This window comes from Streptomyces sulphureus DSM 40104, from assembly GCF_000381025.1.
Taxonomy (GTDB): Bacteria; Actinomycetota; Actinomycetes; order Streptomycetales; family Streptomycetaceae; genus Streptomyces; species Streptomyces sulphureus.
In genome coordinates this window covers 265531-284615 of record NZ_KB905819.1, presented here as the reverse complement: position 1 = coordinate 284615, position 19085 = coordinate 265531, and the positions used below count along the sequence as shown (strand labels likewise).

The window sequence follows — 19085 nt, the reverse complement described above, 5'->3', positions numbered from 1 at the left end:
TCACTCCAATTACAGCGAGTGACGAAGTTGGCACCCTCGGACGGCCTGCAAACGATCAACGACGGAAGAAGCTCCGCCCGGCTCACTCGTCCCGGAGAGCAAAAAGGCCCTTGGACATGCGACGACCCCCGCCGGGGGGGAGAGCGGGGGTCGTCTCCACGGCCGACTCGGGGGGGGAGGAGTCGGACCGGGTTAGCACGGTCGCGAACGATCCGTGACTTCCATGGTGTACCCGAGAGCCTTCTCAGGCAAACCCACGCGCCCCACCTTACGCCGAATGGTTGGCGCCTATGCTCGGCTCCGTGGAAAACGTCTCGCTACCCCGGACAGCCGCCTTCTTCGATCTGGACAAGACGGTCATTGCGAAGTCGAGCACGCTCACCTTTGGCAGGTCCTTCTACCAAGGTGGCCTGATCAATCGCCGTGCCGTACTGCGCACTGCCTACGCGCAGTTCGTATATCTCCTCGGCGGAGCCGACCACGACCAGATGGAGCGGATGCGCGAGTACCTATCGGCTCTGAGCCGCGGCTGGAACGTCCAGCAGGTCAGGGAGATCGTCGCGGAGACGCTCCATGACCTCATCGATCCGCTCATCTACGACGAGGCCGCCTCCCTCATCGAGGAGCACCACCTCGCCGGGCGGGACGTGGTGATCGTCTCCAGCTCGGGCTCGGAGGTCGTCGAGCCGATCGGCGAGCTCCTCGGCGCCGACCGCACCGTCGCGACCCGCCTGGTCGTCGAGGAGGGCCGGTACACCGGCGAGATCGAGTACTACGCCTACGGCCCCACCAAGGCCGAGGCCCTCCGCGAGCTCGCCGAGTCGGAAGGGTACGACCTCTCCCGCTGCTACGCCTACAGCGACTCCGCGACCGACGTGCCGATGCTCGAGGCGGTCGGCCACCCCTACGCCGTCAATCCGGACCGCGCCCTGCGCAAGGAGGCCGTCGTCCGCGACTGGCCGGTCCTCTCCTTCTCCCGCCCCGTACGCCTCAAGCAGCGCATCCCGGACTTCCGCCTGCCGCCGCGCTCGGTCCTGACGGTTACGGCGGCAGCGCTGGGAGCAGCGGCGACGGCAGCCGGCCTCGTCTGGTACACGAGCAAGCGGCGCCCGGATCTCCTGCGGGCGCTGCCCTTCCCGCGGAGGTAGAAGAGACAACCTTTCACCCGCGAACCTGACGTCCCCGAATCCCCTTCCACCCCGCGTCCTCGAGCAGTACAAAGGAATCAGCGGCCCGCGAGACCCACGACATCCGGGAGGATGCCGCAGGCGCGAGAGACGCAGCGGCCCACGGACCGTCCCGCCCGCCCGGCGGGAACCCACGCGACGCCCAGGCCCGCGGAACGGGCAGGTCCTTCGTTCGGGAGAGGCCCCGACGGACCGACGGCAGACGCACCGGAACCCGCCGGACGAGCCAGGAGGCTCGCGCTGCAGCGCGAGCCTCCGCCTGTGGCTGCTCAGGCGGCCCCGCGCTGTAGCGCTTCGCAGACCGCGGTGCTCTCGCGGGCCCCCAGCTCGACGGCCCGTCCGCAGAAGGCGATCCACCCGGCGACCCCGTCGGGCCGGCCCGACGCGTAGCCGCGCAGCGCCCCGGCGTAAGCGTCGGCCCCCTGCTCGACGGCCCCGACCTCGGCGGGGCAGATCGACTTCGGGTCGAGCCCGCTGCCCACCAGCACCAGCCGCTCCGCTGCCCGCGCCACGACGCCGTTGTACGAGCCGAACGGCCGCAGCGCCATGAGCTCCGCGTGCACCACGGCTGCGGTGACGAGTGCCGGAGCGGCCGTCCCGCGGACGACGAGGTCGGCGAGGCCGTCCAGCCGCGCACTCACCTCCTCCACATCCGGCAGGTCCACGCCGAACTCGGAACCCTCCACGGGCTCACCGGCGCGACGAGGACGCCCCACCCTGTCATCGGCGCCGGCCCCGCCCGCCGCCACCAGGTGCAACCGCGCCAGCACGCGCAGCGGCGACTGCTTCCAGACATCGAGGAGTTGACCGGACTCGGCGATGGCGCGCAGCGCGGCGCCGACCGTGCGAGCCTCGGGGTCGCTGCCGAAGTCGCTGCGCCTGCGCACCTCCTCCAGTGCCCAGTCGGCCCCGTCGAGCGCGGCGGAAGCTCGGGCGCCACGGAGCGCCGCCTCACCGGTGATCTCACTGGAGCGACGGCGCATCACGCGATGCCCGTAGACCCGGTCGACGGCCTTGCGTACGGAGGCGACGGACTCCGGGACACCGGGCAGTTCGCCGAGCGCGGCGAGCGGGTCTGCGGGGGCAGCGCTGCTTGTCATGCGTCCGACCCTACGCACGGGCCGCACCGCCGATGCCGCACGATCGAGTGGTCTTCCCCACTCGGTGCCGAGATCCGACGGTTCCCGGCGCATACCCTGCTGAACATGAAGATCGCTTTCGTCGGCAAGGGCGGCAGCGGGAAGACGACGTTGTCCTCCCTCTTCCTCCGCCATATCGCCGCTCAGAACCTGCCGTTGGTCGCTGTCGACGCGGACATCAACCAGCACCTCGGTGCCGCACTGGGGCTCGACGAGGAGGAGGCAGCCGCGCTCCCCGCGCTGGGCGGCCAACTCCCCCTGATCAAGGAATACCTCCGCGGAGAGAACCCGCGGATCGCGTCGGCGGACTCCATGATCAAGACGACCCCGCCGGGCAACGGCTCCAGGCTCCTCCGTCTCACCGAGGAGAACCCGATCTACGACGCCTGCGCCCGCCGCGTGGAACTCGACGGGGGCTCGCTGCGCCTCCTCGCCACCGGGCCGTTCACCGAGTCCGATCTCGGCGTCGCCTGCTACCACTCCAAGACCGGCGCGGTGGAGCTGTGCCTCAACCATCTCGTCGACGGGCGCGACGAGTTCCTGGTCGTCGACATGACAGCCGGAAGCGACTCCTTCGCGTCCGGGATGTTCACCCGCTTCGACATGACGTTCCTCGTGGCCGAACCCACGCGCAAGGGCGTCAGCGTCTACCGCCAGTACAAGGAGTACGCGCGGGACTTCGGCGTCTCCCTGCGCGTCCTCGGCAACAAAGTGCAGAGCGAGGACGACGTCGAGTTCCTCCGCGAGGAGGTGGGAGACGACCTCCTCGTCTCCTTCGGCCACTCGGCCTGGGTGCGCGCCCTGGAGAAGGGACGGCCGCTCCCCTTCTCCGAGCTGGAGCCCGAGAACTCCCGCGCGCTCCACGAACTGCACGCGGCAGCGGACTCCGCGTACGACCACCGCGACTGGGGCCGCTACACACGGCAGACGATCCACTTCCACCTGCGCAACGCGCAGAGCTGGGGCAACGAGAGGACGGGCGCCGACCTCGCCGCGCAGGTCGACCCCGACTTCGTCCTCGGGGAGCAGGCTCCCCAACCCGCGTGACCCGGTGCGGGGCGCCGGCGAGGCGCCCCGCACCCACCGTCAGCCCGCCGCCTGCTGACCCTGGCGGCGCTTCCCGGGCTCGCGCTGCGTTTCGCCCTTGAGGAGGGACGGCCAGCCGTCGGCAGGCTTCTCGCCCACCTTCAGCGAACGCAGCTTCTTCAGCACCGACTTGTCCTGCGCGTCGAGCCAGTCGGTGAGCTGCCGAAAGGAGACGCAGCGCACCTCCTTCTTCGTGCAGACCTGGCGCATGACGTGCTCCACGGCGTCCATGTAGACGCCGCCGTTCCAGTCCTCGAAGTGGTTGCCGACGACGAAGGGCGCACGGTTGCCCGTGTACGCCCGCTCGAAGCCCTTGAGCAGGCCGTCCCGCATCTGCTTGCCGTACTCCTGACGCTTCTCGACCGGTCCGTCGACGGTGCCGGACTGGTTGGCGAGGAAGTTGTAGTCCATGGAGAGGGTCTCGAACTGCTTGCCGGGAACGGGGACCTGCTGGAGCGGCACGTCCCACAGACCGTGCTTCTTGCCGGGCCACACCTGGGTGCCGTTGCCGCTCGAGTCGTACCGGAATCCCATCTGCTTCGCCGCAGGCAAGAGGTTCTTCTGGCCTTCCAGGCAGGGTGTCCGGCCGCCGACGAGCTCCCGGTCGTAGTCGAAAGGCAGGGGTGCGGCGCGCTTCCAACCCGTCGTCGTCTTCCAGTTCTTGACGAACCACTTAGCCTGCCGGATCTCGCTCTTCCAGTCGTCGACGGACCAGCTGTCGACGCCCGTCGGGCCGCAGAAGTGGCCGTTGAAGTGGGTGCCGATCTCGTTGCCCGCGAGCCATGCCTTGTTGACCTGCTGCAGCGTGGAGCGGACGTGGTCGTTGCCGAGGTAGCCGATGTCGGAGGCGCCCTGGGCGTGGCCGGGGGGCGAGTAGCGCTTGGACTTCTTCTCCGGGAGTACGTAGAGACCGCTGAGGAAGAAGGTCTGCGAGGCGCCGTACTTCTTGCCCGCCCGCAGGAACCGGGAGAAGAGCTTCTTCCCGTCCTCGCCCGCGCCGTCCCACGAGAAGACGACGAACTGCGGCGGCTTCTTGCCGGGGGCGAGCTTGCGGGGGGTCGGCTGCAGGGGCTGGGCGCCCATGCGCGCCGTCGATCCGTCGCCGAGCAGCTTCGGGCGCTGGTTCGGCTTCTCCTCGGGCGCGACTTTGTCCTCGGTTCCCTTCTGGTCGGCGCACCCGCTCAGCAACACGGTCAGGGCGGTCGCAGCCGCCAGTGCCGCAGTCCCTGTCGTACGTCCTGCATGCCGTCTCAGCCTGGCTTGCATCGGTGACCCCGTTCCGCCGTGGTGGCAGTTGACTGCCGATCAAGGTGGCACGGGATGATTCCGGAATAAATACGACAAGCTGCCTGGGATGATTATTCACTCTTTGAGAGGAAGGAGCGAGAGGCCGCCCCCGGAATTCCTCGGTCCGTTCGTCCCGAACTACCCTCGCAGTGCCACTACTTGGGAACACCCAGGGCGGTCACACCACTCGCCGACGGAGCTGTGCCGCCCGCCCGGCCGCGTGGAAGGCGGACAGCAGGTGGACGAGGATGGCGCGTCCCGTCGGAACGGGCGTCGTTCGTCGGCGGCGGCAGCGCCCACGCTCGACACGCCCCTCTTCTCCCTGGACGCCTGTACCCAGGACGGCTGTAGTGCCAGGATCGGCGGCGGCGGGGGTTGACCAACTCCCCGCCGGTCAAAGAGCATTCGAGACTGGTCTAAACCATTCGAGACGCCGGGAGCCGACCATGAGCGAAGCCATCGCCAACATGCTCAAAGAGGAGCGGAGGTTCGCACCGCCCGCCGACCTCGCTGCCCACGCCAACGTCGACGCGGCGGCCTACGAGCAGGCGAAGGCCGATCGTCTGGGCTTCTGGGCGACCCAGGCACGCCGCCTGAGCTGGAGCAAGGAGCCGACGGAGACTCTCGACTGGAGCAACCCCCCGTTCGCCAAGTGGTTCGCCGACGGCAAGCTCAACGCGGCGTACAACTGCGTCGACCGCCACGTCGAGGCGGGCAACGGCGAGCGCGTGGCGATCCGCTTCGAGGGCGAACCCGGCGACACCCGCACCCTCACCTACGCCGACCTCCAGAAAGAGGTCTCGCGCGCCGCCAACGCGCTGCTGGAGCTGGGCGTCCAGGCGGGCGACCGCGTCGCGATCTACCTGCCGATGATCCCCGAGACGGTCGTCGCGATGCTGGCGTGCGCGCGGGTCGGTGCCCCGCACTCCGTCGTCTTCGGCGGCTTCTCCGGCGACGCCCTCGCCGCACGCATCCGGGACGCCGACGCGCGCGTCGTCATCACCGCCGACGGCGGGTACCGCAAGGGCGCGGCCTCCGCGCTGAAGCCCGCGGTGGACGAGGCGCTCACCAAGCCGGGCACCGAGGAGGTGCGGAACGTCCTCGTGGTCCGGCGCACCGGGCAGGACGACATCTCCTGGACCGAGGGCCGCGACGTCTGGTGGCACGACGTGGTCGACCGCCAGCCCGACGAGCACACGCCGCAGAGCTTCGACGCCGAGCACCCGCTCTTCATCCTCTACACCTCGGGCACGACGGGGAAGCCGAAGGGCATCCTCCACACCACGGGCGGCTACCTCACGCAGGTCGCCTACACCCACCACGCCGTCTTCGACCTCAAGCCCGAGAGCGACGTCTTCTGGTGCACGGCGGACGTCGGCTGGGTGACGGGCCACTCGTACATCGTCTACGGGCCGCTCGCCAACGGCGCCACGGAGGTGCTCTACGAGGGCACGCCCGACACTCCGCACAAGGGCCGCTGGTGGGAGATCGTCGAGAAGTACGGCGTGACGCTGCTCTACGCGGCGCCCACCGCGATCCGCGCCTCCATGAAGTGGGGCGACGACATCCCGGCCAAGTTCGACCTCAGCTCGCTGCGCGTGCTGGGCTCCGTCGGCGAGCCGATCAACCCGGAGGCGTGGGTCTGGTACCGGCACCACATCGGAGGCGACCGCACGCCCGTCGTCGACACCTGGTGGCAGACGGAGACGGGCGGCATCATGATCAGCCCGCTGCCCGGCGTCACCGAGACGAAGCCGGGCTCCGCGCAGGTGGCGATGCCGGGGATCAGCGCGACGGTCGTGGACGACGAGGCGAACGAGGTGCCCAACGGCTCCGGGGGCTACCTCGTGCTCACCGAGCCGTGGCCGTCGATGCTGCGCACCGTGTGGGGGGACGACCAGCGGTTCATCGACACCTACTGGTCCCGGTTCGAGGGCCGCTATTTTGCAGGCGACGGAGCCAAGAAAGACGAGGACGGTGACATCTGGCTCCTCGGCCGCGTCGACGACGTCATGCTCGTCTCCGGGCACAACATCTCCACCACCGAGGTGGAGTCGGCGCTCGTCTCGCACCCCTCGGTCGCGGAGGCCGCCGTCGTCGGCGCGACCGACCCGCAGACGACGCAGGCGATCTGTGCGTTCGTCATCCTCCGCGGCGACGCAGCCGAGGCCGAGGGGCTCACCGAGGAGCTCAGGGCCCACGTGGCAAAGCAGTTGGGACCGATCGCGAAGCCGAAGCAGATCCTCCCCGTGGCCGAGCTCCCGAAGACGCGCTCCGGCAAGATCATGCGCCGGCTGCTGCGGGACGTCGCCGAGCAGCGCACGCTCGGGGACGTCTCGACGCTGACGGACGCCTCCGTGATGGACCTGATCCAGGCGAAGCTCCCGGGCGCGGCGAGCGAGGACTGACCCGCAGAGCGACGACGGCGAGGGGCGCCCGGCGCGAGTCGGGCGCCCCTCGCCGTGTGTTGACGCGGACTCAGGTTTCGTACGGGCGATGCCGGCGCCCCCGCGGCACCGCGGGGGATGAGACCGTAGGCTCCCGAAACGACACCGTAAGCTCGCCGGAGTGGCCACCGGGCACCAGGTGACGGAGGATGATCCGGCACGTGACGAACAGCCACGACAGCCGCGACCCCGGGCAGTCTCGACGGAAGAGGGAGTAAGGGATGAGCGCAGCCGACGAGGGCCGCAGCCTCGGGCAGTTGGTCTCAGCGGCCACCACCGAGTTGTCGGCGCTGGTGCACGACGAGATCGCGCTGGCGAAGGCGGAGATCCGGCAGGACGTCAAGCGCGGGCTGGTCGGCGGCGGGGCGGCGGTCGTGGCAGGGGTACTGCTGCTCTTCGCGCTCCCCGTGCTGAGCTTCGCCGCCGCCTACGGCATCCACAACCTCGGGCTCGGGCTCGCCTGGTCGTTCCTGATCGTGGGCGGCGCCTTCATCGTGCTGGCGCTCCTCTTCCTCGCGTGGGCCGCGCTGAAGTTCCGGAAGATCAAGAAGAGCGAGGGACCGCAGCGTTCGATCGCCTCGGCGAAGGAGACGGCCGCCGTGCTCTCCAAGGCGAAGCCGCACCCCCGCTCCACTGGGCAGGCAGGCGTCGCCCCCTCCGACGCCGGGCATGTGACACGCTCGTCGGTATGACACTCGCAGCGAGCCCGGCGTCAGTCATCAGGCCCGAAGGCCCCTGGACCCACAGGGAGGTGGCCGCCAACGGTGCGCGGTTCCACATCGCCGAGATGGGCGAGGGCCCGCTGGTCCTGTTGTTGCACGGTTTCCCGCTGTACTGGTGGACGTGGCGCCACCAGCTCCCGGCGCTCGCCGAGGCCGGATACCGCGCCGTCGCGATGGACCTGCGCGGGGTGGGCGGCAGCGACCGCACCCCGCGCGGTTACGACCCGGCGAACCTCGCGCTCGACGTCACGGGCGTCATCCGCTCCCTCGGCGAGCCCGACGCCGCTCTCGTCGGGCACGACCTCGGCGGGTACCTCGCCTGGACGGCAGCCGTCATGCGGCCGAAGCTCATCAGGCGGCTCGCCGTCGCGTCGATGCCGCACCCGAGGCGCTGGCGTGCGGCGATGCTCGGGGACATGCGTCAGACGGCGGCCGGGTCGTACATCTGGGGCTTCCAGCGGCCCTGGATACCCGAGCGGCAGCTCGTCGCCGAGGACGGGGCGCTCGTCGGCAGGCTCATACGGGAGTGGTCGGGGCCGCGGATGACGGGCGCCGCCGAGGACGAGTCGGTGGAGCGGTACCGCACCGCGATGTGCGTTCCGTCGACGGCTCACTGCTCGATCGAGCCGTACCGCTGGATGGTGCGCTCGATGGCCCGTCCCGACGGGTTCCAGTTCAACCGCAGGATGAAGCGGCCCGTCCGGGTGCCCACCCTCCACCTCCACGGTTCACTCGATCCGGTGCTGCGTACGCGGAGCGCGGCCGGCTCCGGTGTCTACGTCGAAGCGCCGTACCGATGGCGGCTGTTCGACGGTCTGGGGCACTGGCCGCACGAGGAGGACCCCCAGGGGTTCACCTCCGAACTTCTGCACTGGCTCGAAGACCCCGAGCCCGACCGCTGACCCGCGGGGTGACCGGGCGTCACCACACGCCCGCTACACGTGCCCCGCGCATAGGACAATCGGCCGCACTTACGGCGGTTACCGACCTTGGAGCACGGGCAGAGAGCCCGGTATGGGCTGGACGCACGACTACCGTGACGTGGCACGCAAGCGCAGCCGACCCAGGGGAACGAGCGGACAAGCGGGGGTAGTTCCGCCGGTCTTTCCGCCGCCGGGCCCCTACTCCGAGCTGGGCATTCCTAGGATTCTCCGCCGCAGGGCACGGTGGGTGGGCGCCCGGCTCCGGCACATGCCGGGACCCGGTGGGCGCTGAGGCGGCTTCTGACCAACTCCCCCTGGGCTACGTTTACTTGTAGCTGTCCGGGCGCAGGGCGGCAGCGGTTACATCGCGCAACTCTGCGAATCGACGGGGGTGTTCGCCGTGGCGCCTCGCTCCATGTCCTCGCGGACCTCTTCCGCCGTGAGCGCGTACCCCGTCTGCGAGTCGTCGAGGGACTTCGCGAACACCACGCCGTAGACGCGCCCTTGCGGCGTCAGCAGCGGTCCGCCCGAGTTGCCCTGACGGATGTCGGCGTAGAGGGAGTAGACGTCGCGGCCCACCGTGCCCCTGTGGTAGATGTCGGGTCCGTTGGCCTGGACCCGGCCGCGGACACGGGCCGGGCGCACGTCGTAGGCGCCGTTCTCCGGGAAGCCGGCGACGATCGCATCGTCCCCGCTTCCGGCCTCGTCCTCGGCGAAGCGGAGCGCGGGCGCTCGCAGTCCTGGCGCGTCGAGGACGGCGATGTCCCGCTCCCAGTCGTAGAGCACCACCCGGGCATCGATGGGGCGCCCCTCGCCCCCGACCTGCACCGTCGGCTCCCGCACGCCGCCGACGACGTGCGCGTTGGTCATCACCTTCCCCTGCCGGAAGACGAAGCCCGTCCCTTCGAGGACCTTGTCGCAACTGCTCGCCGTCCCCATGACCTTGACGATCGAGCGCTGCGCCCGCACGGCGACGGGGCTGTCGGCGAGCTTCGCGTCGGGGGCGCGGACCTCGGTGATCGGTTCGTTGGAGAAGGGGGCGAAGACCTGCGGGTAGCCGTTCTTCGCCAGCACCGAGGAGAAGTTGGCGAACCAGATGCTCGTCCGCTCAGGCACGACCTGCGAGACGCCGAGCAAGACCTTGGAGTCGCGGACCTCTTTACCGAGGGTGGGCAGCGTCGTCATTGCGAGCGCGGAGCCGATCAGCCAGGCGACGAGGAGCATCGCCGCGACGTTGACGACGGCGCCGCCCGTCGCGTCGAGGGCCTTCGCGGGGGACCAGGTGATGTGCTCCCGCAGGCGGTTGCCGAGGTGAGTGGTGCACGCCTGGCCGACGGAGGCGCACACGATGACGACGACCACCGCGACGACCGCCCCGAAGGTACCCGGCTCCTCCCCGCTGAACTGGTCCCAGAGGACCGGCAGTACGAGGACGGCGAGGAGCCCCCCGCCGAGGAACCCGACCACCGAGAGGATGCCGACGACGAAGCCCTGGCGATACCCCACCCAGGCGAACCAGACAGCCGCCAGCACGAGCAGTACGTCCAGCACGTTCACCGAATCAGCCTCGCCTTGAACTCGCCGTCACAGCAGGGCTCCCGAGTACGCACGGGCGGCGGCCCGAGGCGGCGGTGGACGCCGGGAGCGGCAGGTTGGAGCAGCGACACCCTCTCACGGGCGGTGCGCGCAGGACGTACCCGCGCTCACGCCTGCCAGTCGAGCGGAACCTTTCGCTCCCGATCCCAGGGGCGCTCCCACCCCGCGTAATGCAGCAGCCGGTCGATCACTCCGGCCGTGAACCCCCAGACCAGCGCCGATCCTACGAGGAAGGCAGGGCCCGTATGTCCGGCGGGGTGAACCGCCGTCGCGCGGTTGGCCGGATCGGTCAACTCCCTTACGGAGACGGTGAAGACGCGCGCCGTCTCCCGCGGATCGACGGCGTCCACCGGGCTGGGGCGCCGCCACCAGCCGAGGACCGGCGTGACGACGAAGCGGCTCACCGGGATGTACAGGCTCGGCAGGATGCCGAAGACCTGCACGCCCGAGGGATCGAGTCCCGTCTCCTCCTCCGCCTCGCGGAGCGCGGCATGCAGCGGGCCCTCTCCCTTCGGGTCGCCGTCCTCCGGGTCGAGGGAGCCGCCCGGGAAGGAGGGCTGCCCGGCGTGCGAACGGAGGCTCGACGCCCGCTGGAGCAGGAGGAGTTGGGGGCCCTGCTCGCCCTCGCCGAAGAGGACCAGCACCGCCGAGGGGCGCCCGCCTCCGTCCTCGGGCGGGAGGAAGCTGCTCAACTGGCCGGCCTGCACCGACCGGGCCGCCTCCGCCACCGGGTGCAGCCAACCCGGCAGACCCGCCTCCGTCACCTCGACGGGGCAACTCCCCGCGGGATGCGCCGCGTTCATGCTGTGCCCCCCGACGACGAGCCGCCGAGCGGCGGTGCGGGCGGCCCCGGGTACTCCGGCGGTGGCTTGAGGCGTTGGCCCGGCTGGCCGGCGAGTTCGTACTTCAGCAGCTTCTTCGCCTTTTCGGGGTCCGTCTCGCCTTCGCCGTACGAGGGGCAGATCTCCGCGATCTGGCAGGCGCCGCACGCGGGCTTGCGGGAGTGGCAGACGCGACGGCCGTGGAAGATCGTGCGGTGCGAGAACATCGTCCACTCGCTCTCCGGCAGGAGCTGCGAGATGTCCGCCTCGACCTTCTCGGCGTCCGTCTGCCCGGTGAGGCGCCAGCGGCGCACCAGGCGGCCGAAGTGGGTGTCCACGGTGAGGCCGGGGACGCCGTAGGCGTTGCCGAGCACGACGAATGCGGTCTTGCGCCCCACGCCCTTGAGTTTCACCAACTCCTCGACGGTGCGCGGGACTTCGCCGCCGAAGTCGTCCCGCAGCCCGGCGGCGAGGCCGAGGAGCGAGCGGGCCTTGGAGCGGAAGAAGCCGGTGGGTCTGATCAGCTCCTCGAGCCGCTCGGGATCGGCGGCCGCCATCTCCTCGGGGGTGGGGTAGGCGGCGAAGACGGCGGGGGTGGTCTGGTTGACGCGCAGGTCGGTCGTCTGGGCGGAGAGGACGGTGGCGACGAGGAGCTGGAAGGGGTTCTCGAAGTCGAGCTCGGGGTGCGCGTAGTAGTAGACCTCGGCGAGCTCGGAGTTGATCTGCTCGGCGCGGCCGGCCCGTACGGTCTCGGACTCCAGGGGGTGGCCGGTCCCGGCTGCGGACTTCGCCGCCGTCGCCTTCTTCGCGGGGGCCTTCTTCGCGGGGGCCTTCTTCGCGGGGGCCTTCTTCGCGGGGGCCTTCTTCCCCGCCGTCTTCTTCGTCTTGGCCCCTCCGGACGCGGCCTTCTTCGCCGCCCCTCCCCCGGCGGCTCCGGCCGTACGGTCTCCCGCCGCCCGCTCGGCGGAGGTGCGTTCGCTCACGGCTTAATCTCCCGTTCTCCCTGCCCGTACCGCCGTCCCCCACGACGGAGCGGGCCCTTGGATCGCCTCTCGGAGCCGGGCTTCGGAAGTCGCCGAAGCGGACACTTCTGACCCGACACTCGGCCAGACTAAGGGGGCGCACCCACATTCGCCCCGCGCTCCACCGGGTCACCGAAAGCTCTCCGCCCGCGCTCACGCGGCGTGCTCGCTCCACCCTCCAGGGGCACCTCCGGTGGCCGATACGGTGGCGTGCTAGTACTTGTGACCGATCGCACCGTTTCACCGTCCGGCATCATGGGTTCGACGGACCCGATATGCAGGTCGACAAGGAGAGAACTCGTGGACGACGTTCTACGGCGCGCCCCGCTCTTCGCGGCGCTCGACGAGGAGCAGGCCGCTGAGCTGCGCGCCTCCATGACGGAGACGACGCTCGCGCGCGGCGAGGCCCTCTTCCACGAGGGTGAGCCGGGCGACCGCCTCTATGTGGTGACCGAGGGCAAGGTGAAGCTCCACCGCACCTCGCCGGACGGCCGCGAGAACATGCTCGCCGTGCTCGGCCCCGGCGAGCTCATCGGCGAGCTGAGCCTCTTCGACCCGGGCCCGCGCACCGCCACGGCCTCCGCGCTCACCGAGGTGAAGCTGCTCGGTCTCGGGCACCCCGACCTCCAGTCGTGGCTCAACGGCCGCCCCGAGGTCGCCACCGCGCTGCTGCGCGCGATCGCCCGCCGGCTGCGCCGGACCAACGACTCGATGTCGGACCTCGTCTTCTCGGACGTCCCCGGCCGCGTCGCCAAGCAGCTCCTCGACCTCTCGCGCCGGTTCGGCGTGCAGTCCGAAGAGGGCATCCACGTGGTGCACGACCTCACGCAAGAAGAGCTCGCGCAGCTCGTCGGCGCATCGAGGGAGACGGTCAACAAGGCGCTCGCGGACTTCGCCGGCCGGGGCTGGCTCCGCCTCGAAGCCCGCGCGGTGATCCTCCTCGACATCGAGCGGCTCGCGAAGCGCTCCCGCTGAACCCCCGCAGGCTCCCCAGGCGCACGAAGGCGTGCGCCCGCGAGGCGTGCCCGCGGCACGCTTGCCGCGCCCCCTTGGCGTCCCCGCGCTCAGCCCACCCCGCGCTCCCGCAGGTACTCGAGCTGCGCCCGCACGGAGAGTTCGGCCGCGGGCCACAGCGTCCTGTCCACGTCGGCGTAGACGTGTGCGACCACCTCGGGCGCCGTCCGGTACCCCCGCTCGACGGCCGTCTCCACCTGCGCCAACCGCCTCGCGCGGTGGGCGAGGTAGTGGTCGAGGGCGCCGAGCGCGTCGTCGAGGACGGGGCCGTGTCCCGGCAGGACGCAGCGCACCCCGTCGTCGACGGTGAGGGAGCGCAGCGCGCGCAGTGAGTCGAGGTATGCGCCGAGGGTGCCGTCGGGGTGGGCGACGACGGTGGTGCCGCTACCCAGGACGGTGTCCCCCGTGAGAACGGCACGGTCGGCCGGCAGGTGGAAGCTGAGCGAGTCCGAGGTGTGCCCGGGGGTGCCGACGACACGTAGTTCGAGCCCGTCGAGCGTGACGACGTCGCCGGCCGCGAGCCCCTCGTCGCCGAGGCGCAGGGCCGGATCGAGCGCGCGTATGGAACTGCGGGTGAGCTCGGCGAAGCGCACGGCGCCCTCGGCGTGGTCCGCGTGGCCATGGGTGAGGAGGGTGGCGCCCACGCGCCTCCCCGACTCCTCGACGCTCCGGGCGACGGCGCGCAGGTGGTCCTCGTCGAGCGGGCCCGGGTCGATGACGACGGCCTCGGCGGCGTCCGGTTCGGCGACGATCCAGGTGTTGGTGCCGTCGAGCGTCATCGGCGAAGGGTTGGGAGCGAGGACGCAGAAGGCGCGCTCGGTGCAGGCGCCGCTCGGTGCCGCGCCGCGGGGCTGCCCGGGCAGGGCCGCCGCGTCGGTCATCGGGGCTCGCCCTCCCCCGGGGTGCGCGCGACGCGCTTGGTGAACTCCTCGTGCCCCGGCCAGACGAGGACGATCTCCTCGCCCTCCAGCCGCGCCTCGGCGAGCACGGGGGTGAGGTCCTGTGTCCGGGCTGCGGCGAGCGCGTCGGCTGCTGTGCGGTGGCCGACGAGTCGGCGGAGGGTGGAGATCGTCGGGGGCAGCATGGTGAGTTCGCCGCGGTCGTAGCCTGCGGTGGCGTCCTCGGGGCGCACCCAGACGGTGCGGTCGGCCTCGGTCGAGGCGTTTCTGGTGCGCTGGCCGCGGGGGAGCGCGGCGGCGAAGAACCACGTGTCGTACCGCCGCGTCTCGAACTCCGGGGTGACCCAGCGGGCCCAGGCGCGGAGGAGGTCGCCGCGGAGGGCGAGGCCGCGGCGGGCGAGGAGGTCGGCGAGGGACAGCTCGTGTGCGGCGAGGGCCGCGCGGTCGGCCTCCCAGTCGTCGCCCGTGGTGTCGTCGACGACGGCGTGCTCGTCGGGCCCTGCCAGGAGGACGCCCGACTCCTCGAAGGTCTCCCGGACCGCGGCGCAGACCAGCGCCTGCGCCGAGGCCGCGTCGGTGCCGAGGCGCTCGGCCCACTCCTGCCGGCCGGCGCCCGCCCACTCCAACTCGCCCTCGTCCCTCGGGTCCACGGCGCCTCCGGGGTAGGCGTACGCGCCGCCGGCGAACGCCATGGTGGTGCGCCGCCGCAGCATGTGCACCAGCGGTCCGCCGCCGCCGTCCCGCAGCAGCAGGACCGTGGCGGCGCGCCTGGGCTCCACCGGGACCAGCTCTCCCGCCTGGAGTGCACGGATGCGTTCCGGCCACTCGGCGGGGAACAACTGGCCGCTCTGCGAAGACGACATGACCGGATGCTACGTGCCGTCGCGAAGATGTTCGAGGGCGCCGGGTGCCCTGCTCAGTCGGTGAGTTCGACCTGGATCTCGACCTCGACGGGCGCGTCCATCGGCAGCACCGCGACGCCCACCGCGCTGCGCGCGTGCACACCGCGCTCGCCGAGCGCCTCCCCGAGGAGTTCGCTCGCACCGTTGACGACGCCGGGCTGACCGGTGAAGTCCGGTGCGGAGGCGACGAATCCGGTGACCTTGACCACCTGCGCGATCCGGTCGAGGTCGCCGACGACCGACCGGACGGCGGAGAGCGCGTTGAGTGCGCAGGTGCGCGCGAGCTCCTTCGCCGCCTCGGGCGTCACCTCGGCGCCGACCTTGCCCGTCGCGGGCAGCGCGCCGTCGACCAACGGGACCTGGCCCGCGGTGTACACGTACCGGCCGCTGCGCTGCGCCGGTACGTACACACCCGCGGGGGTCGCCGTCTCCGGGAGGGCGAGGCCCAGTTCGGCCAGGCGGTCCTCGACCGCGCTCACGCCTTCTCCCGCTTCAGGTAGGCCACTAGCTGCTCGGAGTTGGGCCCCGGGATGACCTGGACGAGCTCCCAGCCGTCCTCCCCCCAGGTGTCGAGGATCTGCTTGGTGGCGTGCGTCAGGAGAGGCACCGTTGCGTATTCCCACTTCGTCATGGGGACGACCCTAATGGTTGGCCGCTGGCCGCGTCGCACCCCTCGAAGCGCGCCCGTCCGGCACCGGGTGTGCGACCTCGGCCCTGTGGTTAGGCTCGCCCGTGTGTGCAGGCTCCATGTGGTCACCGGCAAGGGCGGCACCGGCAAGACGACGGTCGCCGCCGCACTCGCACTTGCGCTCGCGCACCGGGGGCGGCGCACGCTCCTCGTCGAGGTCGAGGGCAGGCAGGGGATCGCGGAGCTCTTCCGTACCGAGCAACTGCCCTACGAGGAGCGGAAGATCGCGGTGGCGCGCGGCGGCGGCGAGGTCTACGCACTCGCGATCGACGCCGAACGCGCGCTCCTCGACTACCTGCAGATGTTCTACAAGCTCGGCGGCGCGGGCCGCGCACTGAAGCGGATCGGCGCCGTCGACTTCGCCACCACCATCGCGCCCGGGCTCCGTGACGTGCTCCTCACCGGCAAGGCGTGCGAGGCCGTCAGGCGGCGGGACGGCCAGCACCCCGTCTACGACGCGGTGGTGATGGACGCTCCGCCGACGGGGCGGATCGCCCGCTTCCTCGGTGTCAACGAGGAAGTGGCGGGGCTGGCGCGGGTCGGCCCCGTGCACAACCAGGCGCAGGCGGTGATGCGGGTGCTCAAGTCACGCGAGACGGCGGTGCACATGGTGACGCTCCTGGAGGAGATGCCAGTGCAGGAGACGGTCGACGGCGTCGCCGAACTCCGTGCCGCTGGGCTGCCGGTGGGCGCGCTCGTGGTGAACATGGTGCGCCCGGCGCGCGTGGAACCCGAGCAGCTCGCCGCTGCTGCGCGCACGCCGGCGGAGCTCGCCGGCGCTCTCTCGCACGCCGGACTCGGGGGTGCAGGGCGCGCGGAGCAGCTCGTCGGGCCGCTGCTCGCGCTGGGCGAGGAGCACGCGCAGCGCGTCGCGCTCGAAGCCGGGCAGCGCGCGGAGCTCGCCGCGACCGGGCTGCCCCAGTACGAACTGCCGCTGCTCGGCGATGGCGTCGAACTCGCCGGTCTCTACGGGCTCGCGGCCGAGCTGCGACGCCGGCTCTCCGAAGCGGAGGCCGCAGGCGGGTCCGGCGCGGCCTTCGGGGCGCGGAGGACGCCGGGAGAGGAGGGGTCCGATGAGTAGCCTCGGCAGCGAAGTACTCGCGCCCGACGCGGAGTTGGACGTCGACGCACTCCTCGACGACCCGGCGACCCGGATCGTCGTCTGCTGCGGCTCCGGCGGAGTCGGCAAGACGACGACGGCCGCCGCGCTCGGGCTGCGCTCCGCCGAGCGCGGGCGCAGGACCGTCGTACTCACCATCGACCCGGCACGCAGGCTCGCGCAGTCGATGGGACTCGACGATCTCGACAACACGCCGCGGCTCGTCCCCGGCACCGGCGGGGACGGCGAACTCCACGCCATGATGCTGGACATGAAGCGCACCTTCGACGAAATCGTCGAGGCGCACGCGGAACCGGAGCGGGCGAGAGCGATCCTGGAGAACCCCTTCTACCAGTCGCTCTCCGCCGGATTCGCCGGCACCCAGGAGTACATGGCGATGGAGAAGCTCGGTCAACTCCGCAGCCGCGACGAGTGGGACCTGATCATCGTCGACACCCCGCCTTCCCGCTCCGCTCTCGACTTCCTCGACGCACCCGGGCGCCTCGGCTCCTTCCTCGACGGGCGGCTCATCAAGCTGCTGATGGCGCCGGCCCGGGTCGGCGGTCGGGCCGGGATGAAGTTCGTCAACCTCGGGATGGCCGGACTCTCCATGTTCACGGGTGCGTTGAGCAAGCTGCTCGGCGCCGGGCTGCTGCGGGATGTGCAGACCTTCGTCGCCGCGATGGACACCATGTTCGGCGGCTTCCGCACCAGGGCCGACGCGACGTACCGCCTGCTCCAGGCGCCCGGCACGGCGTTCCTCGTCGTCGCAGCGCCGGAGCGGGACGCGTTGCGCGAGGCCGCCTACTTCGTGGAGCGGCTCGACGCGGACCGGATGCCGCTCGCCGGGCTCGTCGTCAACCGCGTGCACGGGAGCGAGGCGGGCGGGCTCAGCGCCGAGCGGGCGCTCGACGCGGCTGAAAATCTTGAGAACGGCGGCATTGTGGATCGTGCTCAGGGGAATGGTGAGCACAGCGCCACGTCGCCCCCCGAGCAGGTCTCCCCCCATGCGACCGCTGCCCGGGAGGACGGCACCACCGAGGGCGCGCAGACCGATCCGGAAGAGGCCCACGCATCTCCTGCCGGCACCCGGCCGGCGCAGGATCATTCCGAGACCCGCTCATACCCCGCGGAGCATGCTTCGGCAACGGGCAACTCTGCGCTGAACAACGGCAGTTCGCACGACACCGCGCCCGTCGGCGGCCCCTCCCCCGGCACGACGGAGGGCACCGCGTCTGTCGCCGCCGGGCTGCTGCGGCTCCACGCCGAGCAGATGCATCTGCTCGATCGGGAACGGCGCACGCTCGACGGCTTCCTCACGCTCCATCCCGAGGTCGCCGTCGCGTCGGTGCCCGCGCTGCCGGGCGACGTCCACGACCTCGCCGGACTGCGCACCATCGGCGAGCACCTCGCCGGGCGGACCGCGCGCGCGGACGACGGGGAAGGAGTGGACGGCGGTACGGACGCCGGGCTCGGCAGCCGGGCCTGAACCACGGGGGCTCGCGGCGACGCGGCCAACCGGCGGGCCGTGCCCGCTGATGCGCGCGACGAACGCCGCGCCGGCGAGTGCCGTCCGAGCGCGCGTGCTTGCCGGACCGCTCGAACGCACCCGGTGCATGAGGCTCGAGGGCACACGCGGGCTCGCCGTCGGCACGGTACCGCCTGCAGGCGCACCGTGCTGTGTCCGCACGCCACAGGAGGCTGGGCAGGCCGACCGCGCAGCACCTGCGCGGCCTCGCTCTCAGCGCCCGAGAACCGTCGGATCAAGCCAGCGGCGCGAAACCGGTGTTGGCGTGAAAACGCCGCTCGTGGCTATCCCGCAGCGGCGTAGCTCTCCGCTGTGGCGAGCTGCTCCGAGAAGCCGGTCTCACCGCTGCGCTCGTACTCCGAGCGGGCCGTCTCCAACAGCCGGCGCCACGAGGTGACCGTCGGCCGACGGCGGAGCAGCGCCCTGCGCTCCCGCTCGGTCATCCCGCCCCAGACGCCGAACTCGACGCGGTTGTCCAGCGCGTCTGCCAAGCACTCCGTACGCACCGGGCAGCCGGTGCAGACGGCCTTGGCGCGGTTCTGTGCGGCTCCTTGCACGAAAAGTTCGTCCGGATCAGTAGTGCGGCAGGCAGCCTGCGCACTCCAGTCTGTAACCCAGCCCATTGCCGGCGCCGTCCTCTCCCGAATCGAGGCTCCCCCACGGCGGCAACGGCATATTCACCGTTGCCAGTTGAGGACGTTACGGAAGGTGGGCAGGGCACAACA

18 protein-coding genes are annotated in these 19085 nt (G+C 71.3%); 8 read left to right on the top strand and 10 right to left on the bottom strand.

Annotated elements, in window-relative coordinates:
* The first annotated feature begins 290 nt into the window (after positions 1 to 290).
* Positions 291 to 1148: an HAD family hydrolase gene (locus F603_RS0120530; RefSeq protein WP_019547849.1), complete on the top strand. Its 858-nt coding sequence runs from the start codon at positions 291 to 293 to the stop codon at positions 1146 to 1148.
* Positions 1149 to 1456: 308 nt separating this feature from the next.
* On the opposite strand, the gene F603_RS0120525 is transcribed toward F603_RS0120530, so the two are convergent.
* Positions 1457 to 2287: a Fic family protein gene (locus F603_RS0120525; RefSeq protein ID WP_019547848.1), complete on the bottom strand. Its 831-nt coding sequence runs from the start codon at positions 2285 to 2287 to the stop codon at positions 1457 to 1459.
* Between the two features lie 105 nt (positions 2288 to 2392).
* Here F603_RS0120525 and F603_RS0120520 point away from each other — a divergent pair, with 105 nt between their 5' ends.
* The gene (locus F603_RS0120520; RefSeq protein ID WP_019547847.1) at positions 2393 to 3373 is read left to right on the top strand and encodes an ATP-binding protein; all 981 of its coding nucleotides are present in this window, start codon (positions 2393 to 2395) and stop codon (positions 3371 to 3373) included.
* 39 nt (positions 3374 to 3412) lie between these two features.
* Here the strand turns inward: F603_RS0120520 and F603_RS0120515 are convergent, their stop codons facing one another.
* Positions 3413 to 4603: a polysaccharide deacetylase family protein gene (locus F603_RS0120515; protein WP_019547846.1), complete on the bottom strand. Its 1191-nt coding sequence runs from the start codon at positions 4601 to 4603 to the stop codon at positions 3413 to 3415.
* A gap of 542 nt (positions 4604 to 5145) precedes the next feature.
* Between F603_RS0120515 and acs the strand changes: the two genes are divergently transcribed.
* The 3 genes from acs to F603_RS0120500 all read left to right on the top strand — a co-directional run bounded on the left by acs (position 5146) and on the right by F603_RS0120500 (position 8770).
* Complete coding sequence (gene acs / locus F603_RS0120510) at positions 5146 to 7107, top strand: acetate--CoA ligase (RefSeq protein WP_019547845.1); 1962 nt, start codon at positions 5146 to 5148, stop codon at positions 7105 to 7107.
* A gap of 260 nt (positions 7108 to 7367) precedes the next feature.
* Positions 7368 to 7838, top strand: coding sequence for a phage holin family protein (locus F603_RS0120505; protein WP_019547844.1), 471 nt, complete (start codon positions 7368 to 7370; stop codon positions 7836 to 7838).
* On the top strand, positions 7835 to 8770 hold the full coding sequence (locus F603_RS0120500; RefSeq protein WP_026328584.1) for an alpha/beta fold hydrolase: 936 nt from the start codon (positions 7835 to 7837) through the stop codon (positions 8768 to 8770). The genes F603_RS0120505 and F603_RS0120500 overlap by 4 nt, the downstream gene beginning before the upstream one ends.
* A gap of 381 nt (positions 8771 to 9151) precedes the next feature.
* Here the strand turns inward: F603_RS0120500 and F603_RS0120495 are convergent, their stop codons facing one another.
* From F603_RS0120495 to nth, 3 genes are all read right to left on the bottom strand, one after another.
* Complete coding sequence (locus tag F603_RS0120495; protein WP_019547843.1) at positions 9152 to 10348, bottom strand: MarP family serine protease; 1197 nt, start codon at positions 10346 to 10348, stop codon at positions 9152 to 9154.
* Positions 10349 to 10494: 146 nt separating this feature from the next.
* Positions 10495 to 11190 (bottom strand): NUDIX hydrolase, encoded by a 696-nt coding sequence (locus F603_RS0120490; RefSeq protein WP_026328583.1) that lies wholly within the window; start codon positions 11188 to 11190, stop codon positions 10495 to 10497.
* Entirely contained in the window at positions 11187 to 12191 is a 1005-nt protein-coding gene (gene nth / locus F603_RS32480) for an endonuclease III (RefSeq protein WP_019547841.1), read from the bottom strand. Before nth ends, F603_RS0120490 begins: the two co-directional genes overlap by 4 nt.
* Before the next feature lie 339 nt (positions 12192 to 12530).
* On the opposite strand from nth, the gene F603_RS0120480 reads away from it, so the two are divergent.
* Positions 12531 to 13205 (top strand): Crp/Fnr family transcriptional regulator, encoded by a 675-nt coding sequence (locus F603_RS0120480; protein WP_019547840.1) that lies wholly within the window; start codon positions 12531 to 12533, stop codon positions 13203 to 13205.
* Positions 13206 to 13294: 89 nt separating this feature from the next.
* Here F603_RS0120480 and F603_RS0120475 read toward each other — a convergent pair whose 3' ends face one another.
* The 4 genes from F603_RS0120475 to sp36 are packed head-to-tail and all read right to left on the bottom strand — an operon-like array spanning position 13295 to position 15676.
* A complete protein-coding gene (locus tag F603_RS0120475; RefSeq protein WP_019547839.1) occupies positions 13295 to 14125 on the bottom strand; it encodes an MBL fold metallo-hydrolase in 831 nt (276 codons plus the stop codon).
* Entirely contained in the window at positions 14122 to 15006 is an 885-nt protein-coding gene (locus F603_RS0120470) for an NUDIX hydrolase (protein ID WP_019547838.1), read from the bottom strand. Before F603_RS0120470 ends, F603_RS0120475 begins: the two co-directional genes overlap by 4 nt.
* 53 nt (positions 15007 to 15059) lie before the next feature.
* Positions 15060 to 15524 carry a RidA family protein gene (locus F603_RS0120465; protein WP_019547837.1) on the bottom strand — a complete coding sequence of 155 codons (465 nt, stop codon included), beginning with the start codon at positions 15522 to 15524 and terminating at the stop codon, positions 15060 to 15062.
* Positions 15521 to 15676: a Sp36 family protein gene (gene sp36, locus F603_RS34760; RefSeq protein WP_016906384.1), complete on the bottom strand. Its 156-nt coding sequence runs from the start codon at positions 15674 to 15676 to the stop codon at positions 15521 to 15523. Before sp36 ends, F603_RS0120465 begins: the two co-directional genes overlap by 4 nt.
* Positions 15677 to 15779: 103 nt before the next feature.
* On the opposite strand from sp36, the gene bagA reads away from it, so the two are divergent.
* Together bagA and bagB are read left to right on the top strand one after the other, a co-directional pair.
* Positions 15780 to 16814, top strand: coding sequence for an ATPase BagA (bagA, locus tag F603_RS0120455; protein WP_037956499.1), 1035 nt, complete (start codon positions 15780 to 15782; stop codon positions 16812 to 16814).
* Positions 16807 to 18321 (top strand): ATPase BagB, encoded by a 1515-nt coding sequence (bagB, locus tag F603_RS0120450; protein ID WP_019547835.1) that lies wholly within the window; start codon positions 16807 to 16809, stop codon positions 18319 to 18321. The genes bagA and bagB overlap by 8 nt, the downstream gene beginning before the upstream one ends.
* Before the next feature lie 323 nt (positions 18322 to 18644).
* Here bagB and F603_RS0120445 read toward each other — a convergent pair whose 3' ends face one another.
* Positions 18645 to 18983, bottom strand: coding sequence for a WhiB family transcriptional regulator (locus tag F603_RS0120445; protein WP_026328582.1), 339 nt, complete (start codon positions 18981 to 18983; stop codon positions 18645 to 18647).
* Positions 18984 to 19085: the final 102 nt, after the last annotated feature.

Excerpts from the sequence above, each read along its gene's own strand:
- F603_RS0120530 (WP_019547849.1), top strand. The coding sequence starts at position 291 with ATGCTCGGCTCCGTGGAAAACGTCTCGCTACCCCGGACAGCCGCCTTC.
- F603_RS0120525 (WP_019547848.1), bottom strand. The coding sequence starts at position 2,287 with ATGACAAGCAGCGCTGCCCCCGCAGACCCGCTCGCCGCGCTCGGCGAA.
- F603_RS0120520 (WP_019547847.1), top strand. The coding sequence starts at position 2,393 with ATGAAGATCGCTTTCGTCGGCAAGGGCGGCAGCGGGAAGACGACGTTG.
- acs (WP_019547845.1), top strand. The coding sequence starts at position 5,146 with ATGAGCGAAGCCATCGCCAACATGCTCAAAGAGGAGCGGAGGTTCGCA.
- F603_RS0120505 (WP_019547844.1), top strand. The coding sequence starts at position 7,368 with ATGAGCGCAGCCGACGAGGGCCGCAGCCTCGGGCAGTTGGTCTCAGCG.
- F603_RS0120500 (WP_026328584.1), top strand. The coding sequence starts at position 7,835 with ATGACACTCGCAGCGAGCCCGGCGTCAGTCATCAGGCCCGAAGGCCCC.
- F603_RS0120490 (WP_026328583.1), bottom strand. The coding sequence starts at position 11,190 with ATGAACGCGGCGCATCCCGCGGGGAGTTGCCCCGTCGAGGTGACGGAG.
- F603_RS0120475 (WP_019547839.1), bottom strand. The coding sequence starts at position 14,125 with ATGACCGACGCGGCGGCCCTGCCCGGGCAGCCCCGCGGCGCGGCACCG.
- F603_RS0120470 (WP_019547838.1), bottom strand. The coding sequence starts at position 15,006 with ATGTCGTCTTCGCAGAGCGGCCAGTTGTTCCCCGCCGAGTGGCCGGAA.
- sp36 (WP_016906384.1), bottom strand. The coding sequence starts at position 15,676 with ATGACGAAGTGGGAATACGCAACGGTGCCTCTCCTGACGCACGCCACC.
- bagB (WP_019547835.1), top strand. The coding sequence starts at position 16,807 with ATGAGTAGCCTCGGCAGCGAAGTACTCGCGCCCGACGCGGAGTTGGAC.
- F603_RS0120445 (WP_026328582.1), bottom strand. The coding sequence starts at position 18,983 with ATGGGCTGGGTTACAGACTGGAGTGCGCAGGCTGCCTGCCGCACTACT.